18 protein-coding genes are annotated in these 17,480 nt (G+C 66.7%); 7 read left to right on the plus strand and 11 right to left on the minus strand.

Going from position 1 to position 17,480, the window contains the following annotated elements:
* The 6 genes from pheT to infC form a co-directional block, all read right to left on the minus strand.
* Window positions 1-2,427 carry a phenylalanine--tRNA ligase subunit beta gene (gene pheT, locus HNQ66_RS12445; protein WP_184144474.1) on the minus strand — a complete coding sequence of 809 codons (2,427 nt, stop codon included), beginning with the start codon at window positions 2,425-2,427 and terminating at the stop codon, window positions 1-3.
* A 22-nt stretch (window positions 2,428-2,449) separates the two neighbouring features.
* Window positions 2,450-3,535, minus strand: a complete 1,086-nt coding sequence (pheS, locus tag HNQ66_RS12450; protein WP_184144475.1) for a phenylalanine--tRNA ligase subunit alpha — start codon at window positions 3,533-3,535, stop codon at window positions 2,450-2,452.
* Window positions 3,528-4,394 carry a BUD32 family EKC/KEOPS complex subunit gene (locus HNQ66_RS12455; protein WP_184144476.1) on the minus strand — a complete coding sequence of 289 codons (867 nt, stop codon included), beginning with the start codon at window positions 4,392-4,394 and terminating at the stop codon, window positions 3,528-3,530. The genes pheS and HNQ66_RS12455 overlap by 8 nt, the downstream gene beginning before the upstream one ends.
* A gap of 85 nt (window positions 4,395-4,479) precedes the next feature.
* Entirely contained in the window at window positions 4,480-4,884 is a 405-nt protein-coding gene (gene rplT / locus HNQ66_RS12460) for a 50S ribosomal protein L20 (protein WP_184144477.1), read from the minus strand.
* 39 nt (window positions 4,885-4,923) lie between these two features.
* Entirely contained in the window at window positions 4,924-5,127 is a 204-nt protein-coding gene (gene rpmI / locus HNQ66_RS12465) for a 50S ribosomal protein L35 (RefSeq protein ID WP_024270153.1), read from the minus strand.
* A gap of 217 nt (window positions 5,128-5,344) precedes the next feature.
* Complete coding sequence (gene infC / locus HNQ66_RS12470) at window positions 5,345-5,881, minus strand: translation initiation factor IF-3 (RefSeq protein ID WP_184144545.1); 537 nt, start codon at window positions 5,879-5,881, stop codon at window positions 5,345-5,347.
* 232 nt (window positions 5,882-6,113) lie between these two features.
* Between infC and HNQ66_RS12475 the strand changes: the two genes are divergently transcribed.
* Together HNQ66_RS12475 and HNQ66_RS12480 are read left to right on the plus strand one after the other, a co-directional pair.
* On the plus strand, window positions 6,114-6,932 hold the full coding sequence (locus HNQ66_RS12475) for an alpha/beta hydrolase (protein ID WP_184144478.1): 819 nt from the start codon (window positions 6,114-6,116) through the stop codon (window positions 6,930-6,932).
* Window positions 6,933-7,039: 107 nt separating this feature from the next.
* On the plus strand, window positions 7,040-7,657 hold the full coding sequence (locus HNQ66_RS12480) for a transglutaminase-like cysteine peptidase (RefSeq protein WP_184144479.1): 618 nt from the start codon (window positions 7,040-7,042) through the stop codon (window positions 7,655-7,657).
* 59 nt (window positions 7,658-7,716) lie between these two features.
* Here HNQ66_RS12480 and HNQ66_RS12485 read toward each other — a convergent pair whose 3' ends face one another.
* Window positions 7,717-8,715, minus strand: a complete 999-nt coding sequence (locus HNQ66_RS12485; protein ID WP_184144480.1) for an aldo/keto reductase — start codon at window positions 8,713-8,715, stop codon at window positions 7,717-7,719.
* A gap of 138 nt (window positions 8,716-8,853) precedes the next feature.
* On the opposite strand from HNQ66_RS12485, the gene HNQ66_RS12490 reads away from it, so the two are divergent.
* A complete protein-coding gene (locus tag HNQ66_RS12490) occupies window positions 8,854-9,744 on the plus strand; it encodes a LysR family transcriptional regulator (RefSeq protein ID WP_184144481.1) in 891 nt (296 codons plus the stop codon).
* Window positions 9,745-9,747: 3 nt separating this feature from the next.
* Here the strand turns inward: HNQ66_RS12490 and HNQ66_RS12495 are convergent, their stop codons facing one another.
* The gene (locus HNQ66_RS12495; protein ID WP_184144482.1) at window positions 9,748-10,191 is read right to left on the minus strand and encodes a GNAT family N-acetyltransferase; all 444 of its coding nucleotides are present in this window, start codon (window positions 10,189-10,191) and stop codon (window positions 9,748-9,750) included.
* Window positions 10,192-10,193: 2 nt separating this feature from the next.
* Window positions 10,194-11,144: an aldo/keto reductase gene (locus HNQ66_RS12500; protein WP_184144483.1), complete on the minus strand. Its 951-nt coding sequence runs from the start codon at window positions 11,142-11,144 to the stop codon at window positions 10,194-10,196.
* Window positions 11,145-11,288: 144 nt separating this feature from the next.
* On the opposite strand from HNQ66_RS12500, the gene HNQ66_RS12505 reads away from it, so the two are divergent.
* Complete coding sequence (locus HNQ66_RS12505; RefSeq protein WP_184144484.1) at window positions 11,289-12,275, plus strand: Gfo/Idh/MocA family protein; 987 nt, start codon at window positions 11,289-11,291, stop codon at window positions 12,273-12,275.
* Between the two features lie 250 nt (window positions 12,276-12,525).
* Here the strand turns inward: HNQ66_RS12505 and lepA are convergent, their stop codons facing one another.
* Both lepA and HNQ66_RS12515 read right to left on the minus strand, forming a co-directional pair.
* Window positions 12,526-14,358 (minus strand): translation elongation factor 4, encoded by a 1,833-nt coding sequence (gene lepA, locus HNQ66_RS12510; protein WP_184144485.1) that lies wholly within the window; start codon window positions 14,356-14,358, stop codon window positions 12,526-12,528.
* A 61-nt stretch (window positions 14,359-14,419) separates the two neighbouring features.
* On the minus strand, window positions 14,420-15,670 hold the full coding sequence (locus tag HNQ66_RS12515) for an MFS transporter (RefSeq protein WP_184144486.1): 1,251 nt from the start codon (window positions 15,668-15,670) through the stop codon (window positions 14,420-14,422).
* A 142-nt stretch (window positions 15,671-15,812) separates the two neighbouring features.
* Between HNQ66_RS12515 and HNQ66_RS12520 the strand changes: the two genes are divergently transcribed.
* From HNQ66_RS12520 to ybaK, 3 genes are read left to right on the plus strand one after another with little or no spacing between them, the layout of a single operon-like run.
* Window positions 15,813-16,388 (plus strand): helix-turn-helix domain-containing protein, encoded by a 576-nt coding sequence (locus HNQ66_RS12520; protein ID WP_184144546.1) that lies wholly within the window; start codon window positions 15,813-15,815, stop codon window positions 16,386-16,388.
* Window positions 16,389-16,399: 11 nt separating this feature from the next.
* Entirely contained in the window at window positions 16,400-16,933 is a 534-nt protein-coding gene (locus HNQ66_RS12525) for a GNAT family N-acetyltransferase (protein ID WP_184144487.1), read from the plus strand.
* Between the two features lie 60 nt (window positions 16,934-16,993).
* Window positions 16,994-17,467, plus strand: a complete 474-nt coding sequence (ybaK, locus tag HNQ66_RS12530; protein WP_184144488.1) for a Cys-tRNA(Pro) deacylase — start codon at window positions 16,994-16,996, stop codon at window positions 17,465-17,467.
* Window positions 17,468-17,480: the final 13 nt, after the last annotated feature.

A 17,480-nucleotide genomic window follows, 5' to 3' on the forward strand; every position in this document is an offset into this window, starting at 1 on the left:
TTACGCCCGCAGCGTCCCGCCGGTGGTCTTCACGACATTGCCGACGATCTTGGCGGTCAGGGCCTCGAAATCCTCGTCGGTCAGCGTCTTGTCGACCGGCTGGATGACAACCTCGATGGCGATGGACTTCCGGCCTTCGCCCAGCGACGCCCCCTCGAAGACGTCGAAGACGTTGACGGCGGCGATCAGCTTGCGGTCGGCGCCGCTCGCCGCGCGGACGATCGCGCCCGCTTCCACCGACTTGTCGACGACGAAGGCGAAGTCGCGCCTGACGGCCTGGAAGGGCGAGAGGTCGAGCGCCGGCTTTGTGCGCGTCGCCTTCTTCTTCGGCTCCGGCATGGCGTCGACGAAGATCTCGAAGCCTGAGAGCGCGCCGGAGACATCGAGCGCGCCGAGCGCCTTCGGGTGGAACTCGCCGAAATAGCCGAGAACGATCTTCGGGCCCATCTTGATCGTGCCGGAGCGGCCCGGATGATACCAGCCGGGCGCGCCGGGCTCGATCTGCACATTGCCCATCGGCAGGCCGCAGGCCTCGATCACGGCGAGCGCGTCGGCCTTGGCGTCGTAGACGTCGACCGGCTTGCCGCCGCCCTTGGCGGCGTTCGACCAGAGGCGGCCGGAGCCCGAAAGCGAGGCCGTGCCGCGGCGGATGCCGCCGGCAACGCGCCGCTGGCCTTCCGGCCGGTCGCTCTCGTAGGTGCCGGAGACCTCGAAGAGCGCCACGTCGCCATAACCCTTGTCGGCATTGCGCTGGGCGGCCGAAAGCAGGCCCGGCAGCAGCGAGGGGCGCATGTCGGACATGTCAGCCGCGATGGGGTTGGAGAGCGCCAGCGAGGCCGCACCGCCGCCGAAGATCTCGGCATGGGCCTTCGGAATGAAGGACCAGGTGACGGCCTCCAGCATGCCGCGGGCGGCAAGCGCCCGCCGGGCGAGCCGCGAGCGGATCTGCAGCGTGGTGAGGATGCGGCCGTTGACCGCGCCGTGGCTTTCCAGCGGCGCCGGACGGATGTTGTCGACGCCGTGGATGCGCATGACCTCTTCGACGAGGTCCGCCTTGCCGTCGACGTCCGGGCGCCAGGAGGGAACCGCGACCGAGACGCGTTCGCCCGCGCCCGTCACGGTGAAGCCGAGGCGGGTGAGGATGTTGGTGCTCTCGGCTTCCGAGACGTCGAGACCGGTCAGGCGCCGGACTTCCGAGAACGGGAAATCGACGACCTTGGCGTCATAGCCCTTGTAGCCGACGACATCGGTCTTCGCAGCCGTGCCGCCGCAGAGCTCCAGCACCAGTTCGGTGGCGCGCTCGAGGCCCGGCACCATGTATTCCGGGTCCACGCCGCGCTCGAAGCGGTAGCGCGCATCGGTGATGATGCCGTGCGAGCGGCCGGTCTTGGCCACGTTCATCGGGTCCCAGAGCGCCGATTCGATCAGCACGTCGACGGTGTTCTCGTCGCAGCCGGAATGTTCGCCGCCCATGATGCCGCCGATGGATTCGACGCCGTTGTCGTCGGCAATGACGATGTTGGACGGGTTGAGCGTATATTCGCGGGTGTCGAGCGCCAGCACCTTTTCGCCTTCCGCCGCGCGGCGCACGACGAGGTCGCCCTTCACCTTGGCAGCGTCGAAGACATGCAGCGGACGGCCCTGGTCGAAGGTCATGTAGTTGGTGATGTCGACGAGCGCGTTGATCGGGCGAAGGCCGATGGCGAGAAGCCGCTGCTGCATCCAGCGCGGGCTCGGGCCGTTCTTCACGCCGCGCACAAGGCGGAGCGCGAAGCCGGGGCAAAGGTGGTCGTCGCCGCCAAGCTCCAGCTTCACCTTGACCGGCGTCTCGCCTTCCACCGTGAAGGACGGCGCCTTCGGGGTTTTCAGCGTGCCGAGGCCGGAGGCGGCAAGATCGCGGGCGATGCCGAAAATGCTCGTGCAATCCGGACGGTTCGGCGTCAGGTTGATCTCGATGACCGGATCGTCGAGGCCGGCATAGGCGGCATAGCTCGTGCCGATCGGCGCATCGGCCGGAAGGTCGATGATGCCGTCATGGTTGTCGGAGATTTCCAGCTCCTTCTCCGAGCACATCATGCCGCGGCTCTCGACGCCGCGGATGGTGCCGACGGAAAGCGTGACGTCGATGCCGGGCACATAGGTGCCGGGCGCGGCGAAGGCGCCGACAAGGCCGGCGCGCGCGTTCGGCGCGCCGCAGACGACCTGGACCGGGTCGCCCTTGCCGGTATCGACCATCAGGACACGCAGCTTGTCGGCGTTCGGATGCTGTTCGGCGGAGACCACCTTGGCGATGACGAAGGGCCTGAAGGCCGCCTTGTCGTCGACATGTTCCACTTCAAGGCCGATCGCCGTCAGCTTGTCGCAGATCTCTTCGAGCGTGGCGTTGGTGTCGAGATGATCCTTCAGCCAGGAGAGCGTGAATTTCATTGTCTTTCTCCTTGGATGCCGGTTATGCGCTGAGGCCGCCGAACAGGGTCGGCATGTCGAGCGGGCGGAAGCCGTAGTGGCTCAGCCAGCGGACGTCGGCGTTGAAAAAGTCGCGCAGGTCCGGCATGCCGTATTTCAGCATGGCGATGCGGTCGAGGCCCATGCCCCAGGCAAAGCCCTGGTATTCGTCGGGATCGAGCCCGCCGGCGCGCAGCACGTTCGGATGGACCATGCCGCAGCCGAGGATTTCCATCCAGTCCGTGCCCTCGCCGAACTTGACGATCGGGCCGGACGAGCGGTCGCACTGGATATCGACCTCGAAGGACGGCTCGGTGAAGGGGAAGAAGGACGGGCGGAAACGCATGGTGACGCTGTCGACCTCGAAGAAGGCCTTGCAGAATTCCTCCAGCACCCAGCGCATGTTGGCGACATTGGCCTTCGTGTCGACCACGAGGCCTTCGACCTGGTGGAACATCGGCGAATGCGTCGCGTCACTGTCCTGCCGGTAGGTCTTGCCGGGGATGATGATGCGGATCGGCGGCTTCTGCGCCTCCATGGTGCGCACCTGCACGGGCGAGGTGTGTGTGCGCAGCACCTTGCGCTCGCCGCTCTCGTCGGCGGGGAAGAAGAACGTGTCGTGCATCTCGCGGGCGGGATGGCCCTCGGGGAAGTTCAGCGCCGTGAAGTTGTAGTAGTCCGTCTCGACGTCCGGGCCCTCGGCGATGGAAAAGCCCATGTCGCCGAAGATCGCGGTGATCTCGTCGACGATCTGGCTGATCGGATGGATGCGCCCGCGCTCGGCGGGCGAGGAGCGGACGGGCAGGCTGACATCGACCGTCTCGGCGGCAAGGCGCGCCGCGATGGCGGCATCGCGCAGCGCGCTCTTGCGCTCGGCGATGGCGTCGGTCACGCGCGTCTTCAGCGCGTTGATCGCCGCGCCGCGCGTCTGGCGCTCTTCCGGCGACATGGTGCCGAGCGTCTTCAGGAGCTCGGAGACGGAGCCCTTCTTGCCGAGCGCGGAAACCCGCACGGCTTCGATCGCCGCCTCGTCGGAGGCGCCGGCAACGTCGGACAGGAGCTGTTCTTCCAGTGTGTCGAGTTCAGTCATCTTTACCTGCTTTGCTTGCGTCGGCCGGGCGGGGAGGCAGAAGAACCTCGCAGAGATAGCGGGTTGCGGCGAGGAAGCGTCGCAGATCACTACCCATGTGGACGCGCCCGATCAATCGGGTGGTGGACAAAAACTTGGCGAGGAACCGCACCATGTCCGCAAGCGCCGCCTCGGCGGCGGGCGGCGCATTGGCGCGCCAGGCGGCATAGGCTTTTTCGGCCGTCGCATCGCCGAGGCGCGCACGGTCGACGAGCTGCAGGAAGAGCAGCCACAGATCGCGCGCCTGGGCGGTCGCGAGCGGCATGGCCGCCTCCGGCTCCTCCTCGAAATCCATGAAGCCGATGCGCCGCTCGCCGGCCACGAAGAAGTCGCGCGGATGGGGGCGCCCGTGGCAGAGACCCTTGCCGTGCAGCGCGCCGAGATGGGCGGCGCAGGCGACGAGCAGGCCGTCATGGGCGGCGGGGTCGCTGTCGCGCAGCACATCGAGCCGCGCCGTCACCGTTGGCGCGACGTCGGAGAGGACGAGCGCGCTGCCGGAGGAATAGAGCACCTTCGGCACGGGCACGCCGGCTGCAGCGAAGGTCCCGATGCGGCGGATCTCGCGGGCGATCATGCCCTTGCTGTCGAGAGTGGGGGAGGGGCGCAGGAACGGCTGGCCGAACAGGCGGGCGAGGAGGTTTTGCGCCTTCGTCCAGACCGGCGGGTGCTCCGTGCCGTAGCGCTTGATCCAGACGGCGCCGAAGGAAAGCTCCACGCGCTCGACGCGGCGCGCCTCGCGGGTGAGCGCGGCAAGCAGCGTGCGGATGTCCGCATCGGTCATCTCGGGAATCGCGCCGAGCGCGGCGAGCCTTGCGTCCATGGTCCTCATCCGGATCAAAAACAAAACCCGCCCCGGTTCCCCGGCGCGGGTTTCACAACGAAGCAGGAATGGTTGTGAGCGCCGGTTAGTTGACGGCGGCCTCAAACTCGTTCTGCGTGCCGGCTTCCTTGAGGTATTCCAGCGCCTTCTTGGCGGCTGCGACGAGCGCGCCGAAAGCTGCGGTCTCATGGATCGCCATGTCGGAAAGCACCTTGCGGTCGACTTCGATGCCGGCCTTGTTGAGGCCGTCGATGAAGCGGCCGTAGGTCAGGCCATGCTCGCGAACGGCAGCGTTGATGCGCTGGATCCACAGAGCGCGGAAGTTGCGCTTGTTGACCTTGCGGTCGCGGTAGGCGAACTGCTTGGAACGATCAACCGCTGCCTTGGCGGCGCGGATGGTGTTCTTGCGGCGGCCGTAGAAACCCTTGGCTGCCTTGAGTGTCTTCTTGTGCTTGGCGTGGGACGTTACGCCGCGTTTTACACGTGCCATGTCATGATCTCCTTAACGTATCAAATTGCTCGAGAAGTCTCAGAGACCGTTCGGCAGGTAGTTCTTGATGACCTTCTTGCCATCGGGCTCGGCCAGCACCATGGTGCCGCGCGCGTCGCGAATGAACTTGTTGGTACGCTTGATCATGCCGTGGCGCTTGCCGGCGGCGGCAGCGACGACCTTGCCGGTCGCGGTGATCTTGAACCGCTTCTTGGCAGACGACTTCGTCTTCATCTTGGGCATTTTGCTACTCCATTCTTCTTGAATTCGAGACGGCTGACGAGGCGCGTCTCCAGCGTAAAGAACGGCCACGGCATGCCCTGCCGGACCGTTCGGACGGCGGCTTGTAACCGAAGTCCCCGAAAAGCGCAACCCGATTCCGTGGAAAGGCCGGTTTTGCGGGCGGAAATGGAAAAGCCGCCCCGAAAGGCGGCTTGATCCGTTCGGAAGGCCCGCGGGTTTACCGCGGCGCGAGCACCATCATCATCTGGCGGCCTTCGAGCTTCGGCTCGGCTTCGACCTTGGCGATGGTCTGGGTGTCTTCCTTGACCTGCTGCAGGAGCTTCATGCCGAGTTCCTGGTGGGCCATTTCGCGGCCGCGGAACTTCAGCGTCACCTTCACCTTGTCGCCTTCGTCGAAGAAGCGGTTCATCGCCTTCATCTTCACCTCATAGTCATGGGTGTCGATGTTCGGGCGCATCTTGATTTCCTTGATCTCGACGATCTTCTGCTTCTTGCGCGCTTCGGCCGCCTTCTTCTGGTTGGCGTATTTCAGCTTGCCGAGGTCAAGGATCTTGCAGACGGGCGGCTCGGAGTTCGGTGCGATCTCCACGAGATCGAGGCCGGCTTCCTCGGCCATGCGGAGCGCCTGATCGGTGGGGACGGTGCCGTGGTTGTGGCCTTCGGCATCGATGAGCTGGATCCGGGGAACCCGGATTTCCCTGTTGGAGCGCGGGCCGTCCTTGACGGGGGCTTCCGCTTTGAATGGTCTGCGAATGGTCGTGTTCTCCTCGAACTGTTTCGACTGGTACGATGGCGTGCGTCGATCGGGCCGTCTTGCCGCCCTGCGGCGTCTGTCGGCAATGTGTTGATCGCGCTTCCGAAGTCAATAGCATGGGACGTGGAAAAAATCACCACCTGTCCTTGCGGTTGCGAATCTGGTCTAGGACGGGGCCGACAGGCGGGAGCCGGGCGGTTTTCCGACCGCGGCGCACGACAGGGAGATAGGCATGGCGACGGCGAACGGCAACGGGGACGCGGTGGAATTCATCACGGTCGGCACGGGCGGGGATGCGCGCGGGATCACCGTTTCGCTCCAGCGTCCCGCAGCCGGCAACGGCCTTGCCCATTTCGTCTGGCTCGGCGGCTACCGTTCCGACATGTCGGGCACCAAGGCGATGGAGCTCGCCGGCCTTGCCGCACGCCTCGGCGCCGGCTGCGTGCGCTTCGACTATTCCGGCCACGGCGCCTCGGGCGGCGCCTTCACGGACGGCACGATCTCGCGCTGGCTCGAGGAAGCTCTCGCCGTGATCGATCATGCGGTAAAGACGATCGGCACGCGCCGCGCCGTGCTGGTCGGCTCCTCCATGGGCGGCTGGATCGCGCTGCGCGCCGTCGAGGAGCTCGCAAGGCGGAACGGCGTCGAGATCGCCGGCCTCGTCCTCATCGCGCCCGCGCCGGATTTCACCTCGGAGCTGATCGAGCCCAACCTGACGCAGGCGGAGCGCACGGCGCTTGCCGAACGCGGCCAGTTCGAGGAACCGACGCCCTACGGCCCCGACCCGAACATCTATACCTTGAAGCTCATCGAGGACGGACGGCAGAACCGCGTGCTCGACGGCGTCATCGAGACGGGCTGCCCCGTGCATATCCTGCAGGGCATGGCCGATCCGGACGTTCCCTATGCCCATGCGGTGCGCTTGATGGAGCATCTTTCCGGCGACGACGTGGTGCTGACGATGATCCGCGACGGCGATCACCGCCTCTCGCGCCCGCAGGATATCGCGAAGATCCTCGAGGCCGCTGAGGCGCTTGCCGGCGCGCCGTGAAGCGCCGGCCGGCCGCGTCTTAACCATAATGCGGCATCGCCAAAACTGATGATTGACGAAAGGTCCTTCTGGCCGTTAACTTTTTGTTAACGATGAGGGGACGTTTCATGGCACGAATGACTGGTGCAAAGGCCGGGGCTGCAGCGGTGCTCGCTCTCCTCGTATCTTCTTCCTCGGCCTTCACGGCGCCGGCTTCGGCGCTTTCCATGCGGACCGGCGCGGTGACCTCGCAGCCGATCGGCCATTACGAATTCTGTCAGACCCACAAGTCCGAATGCCGCGCCGGCGTGCGCAACCTGGCGCCCGCCAAGGTCACGTCCTTCGGCTGGACGGTCGTCCGCAAGATCAACGCCAGCGTCAACCGCGACATCGCGCCGATGACCGACAAGGACCTCTACGGCAAGGACGAGTTCTGGGCCTATCCCGACAAGGCCGGCGATTGCGAGGACTTCGTGCTCCTCAAGCGCCGCAAGCTGATGCAGCAGGGCTTTGCCGCGGGCGACCTGCTCGTCACCGTCGTGCGCAAGCCGGACGGCGAGGGCCATGCAGTCCTGACGCTGCGCACCACCGAGGGCGACTACATCCTCGACAACCTCAACAACGAGGTGAAGCTGTGGACCGAGACGCCCTATCGCTATCTCAAGCGGCAGGCCTCGTTCAACGCCGGCCGCTGGGTATCGATCGAGAACGGCGACGCCGTCATGGTGTCCTCGGTCGGCCAGTAGGCATCCGCCTATGGGAATTCCGGAAAGGCCGCGGATCGCTCCGCGGCCTTTTGCTTTGTTTACTTGCTGGCCATCGCCGCCATGCGCTCGGAATAGCGCCCGCCCGCCACCTTCGCGGGGGAGAGGAGATCGCCGAGGCGAGCAGCCTCTTCGGCCGTGAGCGCCACGTCCGCGGCGGCAGCGTTCTGCTCCAGATGCGTCACCTTGCTGGCGCCGGGGATCGGCACGATGAAGTCGCCCTGCGCCAGCACCCAGGCAAGTGCGAGCTGGGCCGGGGCGACGCCCTTTTGCGCGGCCATCTCCTCCAGCAGCGCCACCAGTGCCAGGTTGGCGTCGAAATTCTCCGCCGCAAAGCGCGGCAGCGAGCGGCGGAAATCCGTGTCGGAAAGCCCGTCGAGCTTCTTGAGCGCGCCCGTCAGCACGCCGCGGCCGAGCGGGCTGAAGGGCACGAAGCCGATGCCGAGGCTGCGGCAGGTTTCCAGCACGCCGTTCTCCTCCACGTCGCGGGTCCAGAGGGAATATTCGCTCTGGACGGCGGCGATCGGGTGCACGGCATGGGCCCGGCGGATCGTCTCGGCGCCGGCTTCCGAAAGGCCGAGCGCCTTCACCTTGCCCTCGCGCACGAGCTCGGCCATGGCGCCGACCGTCTCCTCGATCGGCACGGCAGGGTCGACGCGGTGCTGGTAGTAGAGGTCGATGACGTCGGTGCCGAGCCGCTTCAGCGAGGCCTCGGCGACGGCCTTGACGTTCTCCGGCCGGCTGTCCGTGCCGGTGATCATTTCGGCGGACGGCCGGGACGGGTCGATGCGGAAGCCGAACTTGGTGGCGATGGCCACCTTGTCGCGCACCGGCTTCAGCGCCTTGCCGACGAGGATCTCGTTGGCATAGGGGCCGTAGACCTCGGCCGTGTCGAAGAGCGTGATGCCGAGGTCGACCGCGCGGTGCAGCGTGGCGACGGCGGCGGCCTCGTCATGGGTTGCGCCGTAGGCGTGGCTCATGCCCATGCAGCCGAGGCCGAGGGCGGAAACGTCGAGGCTGCCGAGATGTCTGTGCTTCATGGCGAAATCCTTCTGGAAGGCGGAAACGGGGCCGGGCGGCGGGGAAGCCGCCGTCATCCGGCAAGGCTCAATCTAGGGCTTGCCGCCTCTTCTGAAAATTGCTGCAAAAGCCAACGACTTGTTCTATCTGTTCGAACAATGAACCGGACCCAGCTTTCCCAGCTCGCCGTGCTGGCCGTCGTCGCGGAAGCGCGCTCCTTCCGCAAGGCGGCCGCGGAGCTTGCCGTCGCGCCCTCGGCCGTCAGCCATGCCGTCTCGGCGCTGGAGGCGAGCCTCGGCGTGCGGCTGCTGGCCCGCACCACCCGCTCCGTCGCGCCGACGGAGGAGGGGCGCCTGCTGCTCGACACGCTCGCGCCCGCACTTGCCGATATCGGCAATGTCATGGAGGCCTTGGCCGACCGGCAGGGCCGCCCCGCCGGGCCGCTGCGGGTCACCATGCCGCTGATCGCCGCCGAGGAGATCGTCATGCCGCGCCTCGGCGCGTTCCTTTCGGCCTATCCGGAGATCGAACTGGACCTTCGCACGGACGACCGCTTCGAGGACATCGTCGAGAAGGGCTTCGATGCGGGGCTGAGGCTTGGCGAGCATCTGGAGGCGGACATGATCGCGGCCCGGGCGAGTGGCCCGTGGCGCGGCCTCGTCGTCGGCGCGCCCGCCTATTTCGAGCGGCACGAAAAGCCCCTGCAGCCGCGCGATCTCATGCAGCACCGCTGCGTCCGCCGGCGCTTTTCCAGCGGGCGGATCTATCGCTGGGAACTGGAGAAGGACGGGCGGCAGGTGACCGTCGATGTCGACGGGCCGCTCATCGTCTCCGACCAGCGGCTGATGCGCGCCGCCGCCATCGACGGGGCGGGCCTTGCCTATGTCTTCGACCAGCGCGTTGCCGAGGACATCGCCGCCGGCCGGCTCGTGCCGGTGCTGGAGGACTGGTGCCCGGCCTTCGACGGCTTTTCGATCTACTATCCTTCGCGCCGGCAGATGCGCCCGGCGCTGCGCGCCTTCGTCGATTTCTTCCGCTACCGGGGCTGAGGCTCAGGTCGCAAGGCGGTAGCGCAGGTGCCCGTCGGTCTCCACATAGCTGTCGTAGAGCCTGCGGGCGCGTTCGTTCTTCTCGCTGACATGCCAGTAGATGCCGCGCCAGCCGTGGCGCCTGGAGATGGCGACGAGGTCGTCGATCAGCGCCCGCCCGACGCCCTTGCCGCGCGCTGCGCCGTCCACGAAGAGGTCTTCCAGGTAGCCCTCCGGTGCGATGTCCCAGGTGGAATCGTGATAGTGGTGGATGGCAAAGCCGAGCAGCCTGCCGTCGTCCTCGGCGACGCGCATCGAGACGCGCGAGGCGGGATCGAGGATGCGCGCCCAGGTGAAGGCCGTCACCTCCTCCGATACCTCGGTGCCGTAGAAGGCGAGATAGCCGGCCCAGAGTGTCCTCCAGGCCGCCTCGTCGGTTTCGCGTGCGTCGCGGATGAGGAGCGCCATGGTCACGCGCCCGCGCGGTCGAGCGCGGCCATCTGGTCGGCGGAAAGCGTCAGGGCCGCCGCCTTCGTCAGGCTGGCGAGCTGCGCAAGGCTTGTGGCGCTGGCGATGGGGGCCGTCACGGCGGGCTTGGCCATCAGCCAGGCGAGCGCGATTTCCGCCGGCGCCGCGCCCGTCTCGGCCGAAACGCTGTCGAGCGCGGCGAGGATGCGCAGGCCCTTGTCGTCGAGATAGCGGGCAACGCCGCCGCCGCGCGCCTTGCCCTCCGTATCCGCCTTGCTGCGGTACTTGCCGGAAAGGAAGCCGGAGGCGAGGCTGTAATAGGTGATGACGCCGATGTCCTCCTTGCGGCAGAGGTCCGCCAGCGGACCCTCGAAGCCCGCCCGGTCGTAGAGATTGTATTCCGGCTGCAGCGCGCCGTAGCGCGGCAGGCCCGCCCTGTCGGCGGCCTCGAAGGAGGCCTGAAGCTGGCCGGCATCGAGGTTGGAGGCGCCGAAGGCGCGCACCTTGCCCGCCTTCAAGAGGCCGGCATGGGCCTCCAGCGTCTCCTCGTAAGGCGTTTCCGGGTCCGGCCAGTGCGAGAGATAGAGGTCGATATGGTCGGTCTGGAGCCGACGCAGCGAGTTCTCCACCTCCTCGATAATCCAGGCCTTGCGCAGGTCCCGCCGCCCCTGGCCCATGTCGGAGCCGACCTTGGTGATGATCACCACCCTGTCGCGGGCGATGCCGGAACGCTTCAGCCACTTGCCGATGATCGTCTCGGATTCGCCGCCCTTGTTGCCCGGCACCCAGCGGGAATAGGCGTCCGCCGTGTCGATGGCGTTGAAACCGGCGCCGGTGAAGGCGTCGAGCAGGTCGAACGAGGTCTTCTCGTCGGCCGTCCAGCCGAACACGTTGCCGCCGAAGACGAGCGGGGCGATGGAAAGGCCGGTCTTGCCGAGGGGGCGGAGCTGCATGGGGATCCTCCAAGGGGTTCGTGCTGAAATATTCTCTCCACATAGGGCGTTGCGCGCCCTTTGCGACGCCCGTGCGGGAATTTCGGGCGCTTGCGAGGAACGTACCTCGCCGCTAGTCTCTCGCGCAAATCAAGGAGGATCATCATGTTGCGTTTCGGAATCCTGTCGACGGCCAAGATCGGCCGCGAGCTCGTCGTGCCGGCCATCCAGGATGCGGAGAACTGCGTCGTCACGGCCATCGCCAGCCGCGACCACGCCAAGGCCCGCGCCATGGCCGACCGCTTCTCCGTGCCGCATGCCTTCGGCTCCTACGAGGAGATGCTGGCCTCCGACACGATCGATGCGGTCTACATCCCGCTGCCGACCTCGCAGCATGTCGAATGGTCGATCAAGGCGGCCGATGCCGGAAAGCATGTGCTGTGCGAAAAGCCGATCGCGCTCGATGCCGGCGAGATTTCCGCGCTGATTGCGGCGCGCGACCGCAACAGGGTGCTGATCTCGGAGGCCTACATGGTCACCTACAGCCCCGTCTGGCGCAAGGTGCGCGCGCTCATCGCCGAAGGGGCGATCGGCCGGCTGCGCCATGTGCAGGGCGCCTTCACCTATTTCAACCGCGATCCCGGCAACATGCGCAACGTGCCGGCGCTCGGCGGCGGCGGCCTGCCGGATATCGGCGTCTACCCGACGATCACCACGCGCTTCGCCACCGGCAAGGAGCCTCTCCGCGTGCAGGCGAACACCGACCGCGACCCGGACTTCGGCACGGACATCTATTCGAGCGTGCGCGCCGATTTCGGCGATTTCGAACTGTCCTTCTACATCTCCACCCAGCTTGCCCAGCGCCAGGTCATGGTCTTCCACGGCGACAAGGGTTTCATCGAGGTCAAGTCCCCCTTCAACGCCGACCGCTACGGCGCCGAGGAGATCGAGCTGACCAACCAGAGCCACAGCGAAAGCCAGCACTTCCGCTTCCAGGACGCGCGCCAGTACCGCCGCGAGGTCGAGGCCTTCACGCGTGCTGCGCTCGGAGAGAAGGAGGAGGTGGTGACGCTGGAAAGCTCCGCCGCCAATCAGAAGCTCATCGACGCCATCTACCGCGCCAGCGAGAAGGACGGCTGGGAGCCGGTGTGAGTGCGACGCAAAAAGGGGAGGTGATGCCTCCCCTTCGAGTTTGAAGTCCGTTCGGCTGCTTCGGTTCGAGCGTCCGCTTGGCTGCCGTTGCAGCCGTGCCGCCTTGGCTCTACCTCCATGATCGTCATCCTCGGGCTTGACCCGAGGATCCACCATGCATGCCGTGCCGGCGGGTGGATGCTCGGGTCAAGCCCGAGCATGACGGAGGAGGGGAGGAGGAGAGGCCGCGCCGGCGTTGAGGGACGCGGCCCTATTCGTCGCCCATCTTGAGCGCGGCGATGAAGGCTTCCTGCGGGATCTCCACCTTGCCGAACTGGCGCATGCGCTTCTTGCCTTCCTTCTGCTTGTCCAGAAGTTTTCTTTTGCGCGTGGCATCGCCCCCGTAGCACTTGGCGGTCACGTCCTTGCGCAGCGCGCGAACCGTCTCGCGGGCGATGATGCGCCCGCCGATGGCGGCCTGGATGGGGATCTGGAACATGTGCTGCGGGATGAGGTCCTTCAGCTTCTCGCACATGACGCGGCCGCGCTTTTCCGCCGCCGAGCGGTGGACCAGCATGGAGAGCGCGTCGACCGGCTCGGCATTGACGAGGATCGACATCTTGACGAGGTCGCTCTCGCGGTAGCCGTGCAGATTGTAGTCGAAGGAGGCGTAGCCCTTGGAGATCGACTTCAGGCGGTCGTAGAAGTCGAAGACCACCTCGTTGAGCGGCAGTTCGTAGGTCAGCATCGCGCGGTTGCCGACATAGGTCAGCTCCGTCTGGATGCCGCGCCGGTCCTGGCAGAGCTTGAGGATGCCGCCGAGATACTCGTCCGGCGTCAGGATCGTCGCCTTGATCCACGGCTCGCGGAATTCGGCGATCTTCACCACGTCCGGCATGTCGGCCGGGTTGTGCAGTTCCTTCTCGGTGCCGTCCGTCATGGTGAGCTGGTAGACGACCGAAGGGGCCGTCGCGATCAGGTCGAGGTCGAATTCGCGCGACAGGCGCTCCTGGATGATTTCGAGGTGCAGCAGGCCGAGGAAGCCGCAGCGGAAGCCGAAGCCGAGGGCTGCGGAGCTTTCCATTTCGAAGGAGAACGAGGCGTCGTTGAGGCGCAGCTTGCCCATCGCCGAGCGCAGCTCCTCGAAGTCGGCCGCATCGACCGGGAAGAGGCCGCAGAACACCACCGGCTGGGCCGGCTTGAAGCCGGGCAGGGCCGAGGCGGTCGGGCGCCTGTCCTCGGTGATCGTGTCGCCGACGCGGGTATCGGCCACTTCCTTGATCGAGGCGGTGATGAAGCCGATCTCGCCGGGGCCGAGCGAATCCATCGCCACCATCTTCGGCGTCAGCACGCCGACGCGCTCGACGGTGTATTTCGCATCCGTGCCCATCATGCGGATGACCTGGCCCTTGGTAAGCCGGCCCTCGATGATGCGCACGAGAACCATGACGCCGAGATAGGTGTCATACCAGCTGTCGACGAGCAGCGCCTTCAGCGGCGCCTTCTCGCCGCCCTCGCTCTTCGGCGCGGGCAGGCGGGTGACGATGGCTTCCAGCACGTCCGGTATGCCGAGGCCGGTCTTGGCCGAGATGAGCACGGCGTCGGAGGCGTCGATGCCGATCACTTCCTCGATCTGTTCCTTGATGCGCTCGGGCTCGGCCGCCGGCAGGTCGATCTTGTTGAGGACGGTGACGAGCTCGTGGTTGTTGTCGATCGCCTGGTAGACGTTGGCGAGCGTCTGGGCTTCCACGCCTTGCGAGGCGTCGACGACGAGGAGCGAGCCTTCGCAGGCCGACAGCGAGCGCGAGACCTCGTAGGCGAAGTCGACGTGGCCGGGCGTGTCGATGAGGTTCAGCACATAGGTCTCGCCGTCGTTCGCCTTGTAGTGCAGGCGCACGGTCTGGGCCTTGATGGTGATGCCGCGCTCGCGCTCGATCTCCATGTTGTCGAGGACCTGTTCGCTCATCTCGCGGTCGGCAAGGCCGCCGGTCGACTGGATCAGCCGGTCGGCCAGCGTCGACTTGCCGTGGTCGATATGGGCCACGATCGAGAAATTGCGGATATGGTCGAGGGGCGTCGAATTATTGGTGCTCATGCGCGCCATATAGCAGCGGGGCGGATTCCCGCAAAGCGGTAAATGAAGGGTTTCCTCGCCGCAAGCGCCGCTATTCCGGGGCTTTCTCGCCCTCCACCAGCGCGCCGGCATTGGGCACCTGTGCGCTGCGGATCTCGAAGGTCTCGCGCGCCTCCGGCGGCACGGTTTCGCGAAGGCGCAGGCGATGGGCGACGAAGGCCGCATAGAGGAGCGCGACCGCCATCACCGCATAGATGAAGGTCTTGTCGCCGAAGACAGGTGTCAGCGCCGTCACGGCGAGCGGCACCAGCGTTGCGGCGGCCGACCAGGCGACGAGCAGGGTGGAGGCGAGCGGTACGAAATCGTCGGGATCCGTGCGGTCGTTGGCATGGGCGTTTGCGATGGAATAGACGCTCTCGACGCCGCCGGCCCACAGCGCGAAGACGATCATCAGCACGGCCATGGCGCCGAAGGAGACGAAGAGCGCGGCGACCGCCGTGCCGGCGATCAGGAGGCAGGTGCCGATCAGCACGACGCGCCGGTCCACGCGGTCCGACAGCGTGCCGAGCGGATATTGCACGAAGAGGAGGCCGAACTGCATGACGAACATCAGCAGCGCCACGTCGGCCTGCCCGACATCGTGGGTGGCGGCATAGATCGGCGTGAAGCCCTGCACCACCATGGAAAGGCCGCCGGCGGCCAGCACGCCGATCAGCGCCACCGGCGAATTGCGCCAGGCCATGGCGAAATCGACATTGACGCGGGCGGGCGGCGGCGGGGTCGGCAGCCGGGTGAGGCCGATCGGCAGCAGCGCGACGGTGGTGACGAAGATGGTGACGAGGGGCGCGAGGTTGCCGTCCGCCGGCATCCGGCCGAAGAGCCACGCCCCGACGCCGAGCCCGAGCACATAGGCCATGTAGAAGAAGGACATGGCCTTGCCGCGCCAGCGGTTGTCGCTGGCATGGTTCAGCCAGCTCTGGGCGATGATGAAGTTGAAATTGCCGGCGACGCCATAGACCCCGCGCGCGAAGACCCACAGCAGCGGGTGGATGCCGAGCGCCACGAGGAAGGCGGCGATGATGACCAGCGCCAGCGAGCAGGAGAAGGCGCGCGCATGGCCGACGCGGCGGATGACGGGGCCGGCGATGACGCAGCCGACGAGCCCGCCGAAAGCGATCATCGTGACCGCCGCGCCCGGCGTCCATTCCGGCGCGCCGACGCGGGCGAGCACATAGGGCACATAGGCCAGCATGATGCCGTTGCCGATGGCGACGAGCGTCATCGAAACGACGATGGCGGTGATGGAAAAGAGCGAGGATGCCCGCTGCGTCTCGCCTGTCATCTGCATGCCTCCCCCTCGCGCGGCGCCACCTTATCCGGCCGGGCGGTGTCGCATTGTCGCCGGAGCGGCATGGCGGAAATTTATTTTCGGTCGGCGGGGTAGCGGCGTTGACTCCATCATGAGGGATAATTATTCCATGATAATGGAAAATGAAACGGAACCTCTGGAAAGCGCCATCGGCGAGCGGGTGCGGATGCTGCGCACGGCGCGCGGCCAGACGCTCGACGACCTCGCCTCCGCCTCCGGCGTCAGCCGGGCGATGATCTCGCGCATCGAGCGTGGCGAGGCGAGCCCGACGGCGCAGCTTCTGGCACGGCTCTGCACGGCGCTGGACCTGACGCTCTCGGCCTTCTTCGCCTTTTCCGGCGAGAGCGGCGATCCCTTGTCGCGGCGCGAGGCGCAGGTGCTCTGGCGCGATCCGGAAACGGGTTACCAGCGCCGCGCCGTATCGCCGCCCAACACCGCCTCGCGCGTCGACGTGGTGGAGGTGGAGTTCCCGGCCGGCGCGCGGATCGCCTATCCGCCGGAGACGGCGAAGGCGGGCATGACGCAGCACGTCTGGCTGTTCTCCGGCCTGCTGCGCCTGACGGTCGCCGGCATGGCGCACGACCTTCGCCCCGGCGACTGCCTCTATATGAGCATCACCGAAGGCCATGTCTTTGAAAATCCCGGCGACATGCCGGCCCGCTATGCCGTGGTGCTGGACCGCGGACGCTGAACGAGGAACCGATGAGCGACATACGCCTGTTCGATACGAATGAAGCCCGCGCCCGCATCGGGGAACTGGCCGAAGTGCTTGCCGATTGCGTGACGGACGGCGCTTCCGTCGGCTTCATGGCGCCTTTCGGGCCGGCCGATGCGCTGCCCTTCTGGGAGGGCGTCGTCGCCGCGGTGGCGGAGGGCGCGGTGCTGCTCTTTGCCGCCGAGCGGGAGGGCCGCATCGTCGGCACGGTGCAGATCGGCATGAGCCAGATGCCGAACCAACCGCACCGGGCGGATGTGAAGAAGCTGCTGGTCAGGACGGACGAGCGCGGCCGCGGCCTTGCCCGCGCGCTGATGGCGGCGGCGGAGGCCGAGGCGGCCCGGCGAGGCAAAACGGTGCTGGTGCTCGACACGGCGACCGGCAGCCCGGCCGAAAGCATCTACGGACGCCTCGGCTGGCAGCGCGTCGGCGTCATCCCGGATTATGCGCTCTACCCGGACGGGCGCTATTGCGGCACGACGCTGTTCTACAAGCGCGTCGGCGGGCAGGAAGCGCATTGACAGGAAAGGTCCGGTCCTGCACCCATGCGGGCCGAACGTTCGCAGCAATGACGGCCCGCCATGTCCAAGACCACCCGCGCCACCCAGGCCCTTTCCAAAGCCGGCGTCTCCTTCACCGTCCATACCTATGACTACGATCCCGGCGCCGAGCGCGTCGGCCTCCAGGCAGCCGAGGCCATCGGGGAGCACCCGTCGCGCGTCCTCAAGACGCTGATGGCGGAGGTGGACGGCAAGCCGGTCTGCGTCATCGTGCCCTCCGACGAGGAGGTCAGCATGAAGAAGCTGGCGAGCGCCTTCGGCGGAAAATCGGCCAGCATGATGAAGCCGGCGGATGCCGAGCGGCTGACCGGTTTCGTTGTCGGCGGCATCAGCCCCTTCGGGCAGAAAAAACAGGTGCCGATCGCCATCGAGGAAGCGGCGCTGGCGCACGATGCGGTCTACATGAACGGCGGCCAGCGCGGCCTTCAGGTGCGGCTTGCCCCGCGCGATGCGGCGGCGGCGCTGAAGGCGATCGTCGCGCCCGTCGTCGCCTGACCTTCTCTTCGCC

It is taken from the genome of Shinella fusca (genome assembly GCF_014203155.1).
Taxonomy (GTDB): domain Bacteria; phylum Pseudomonadota; class Alphaproteobacteria; order Rhizobiales; family Rhizobiaceae; genus Shinella; species Shinella fusca.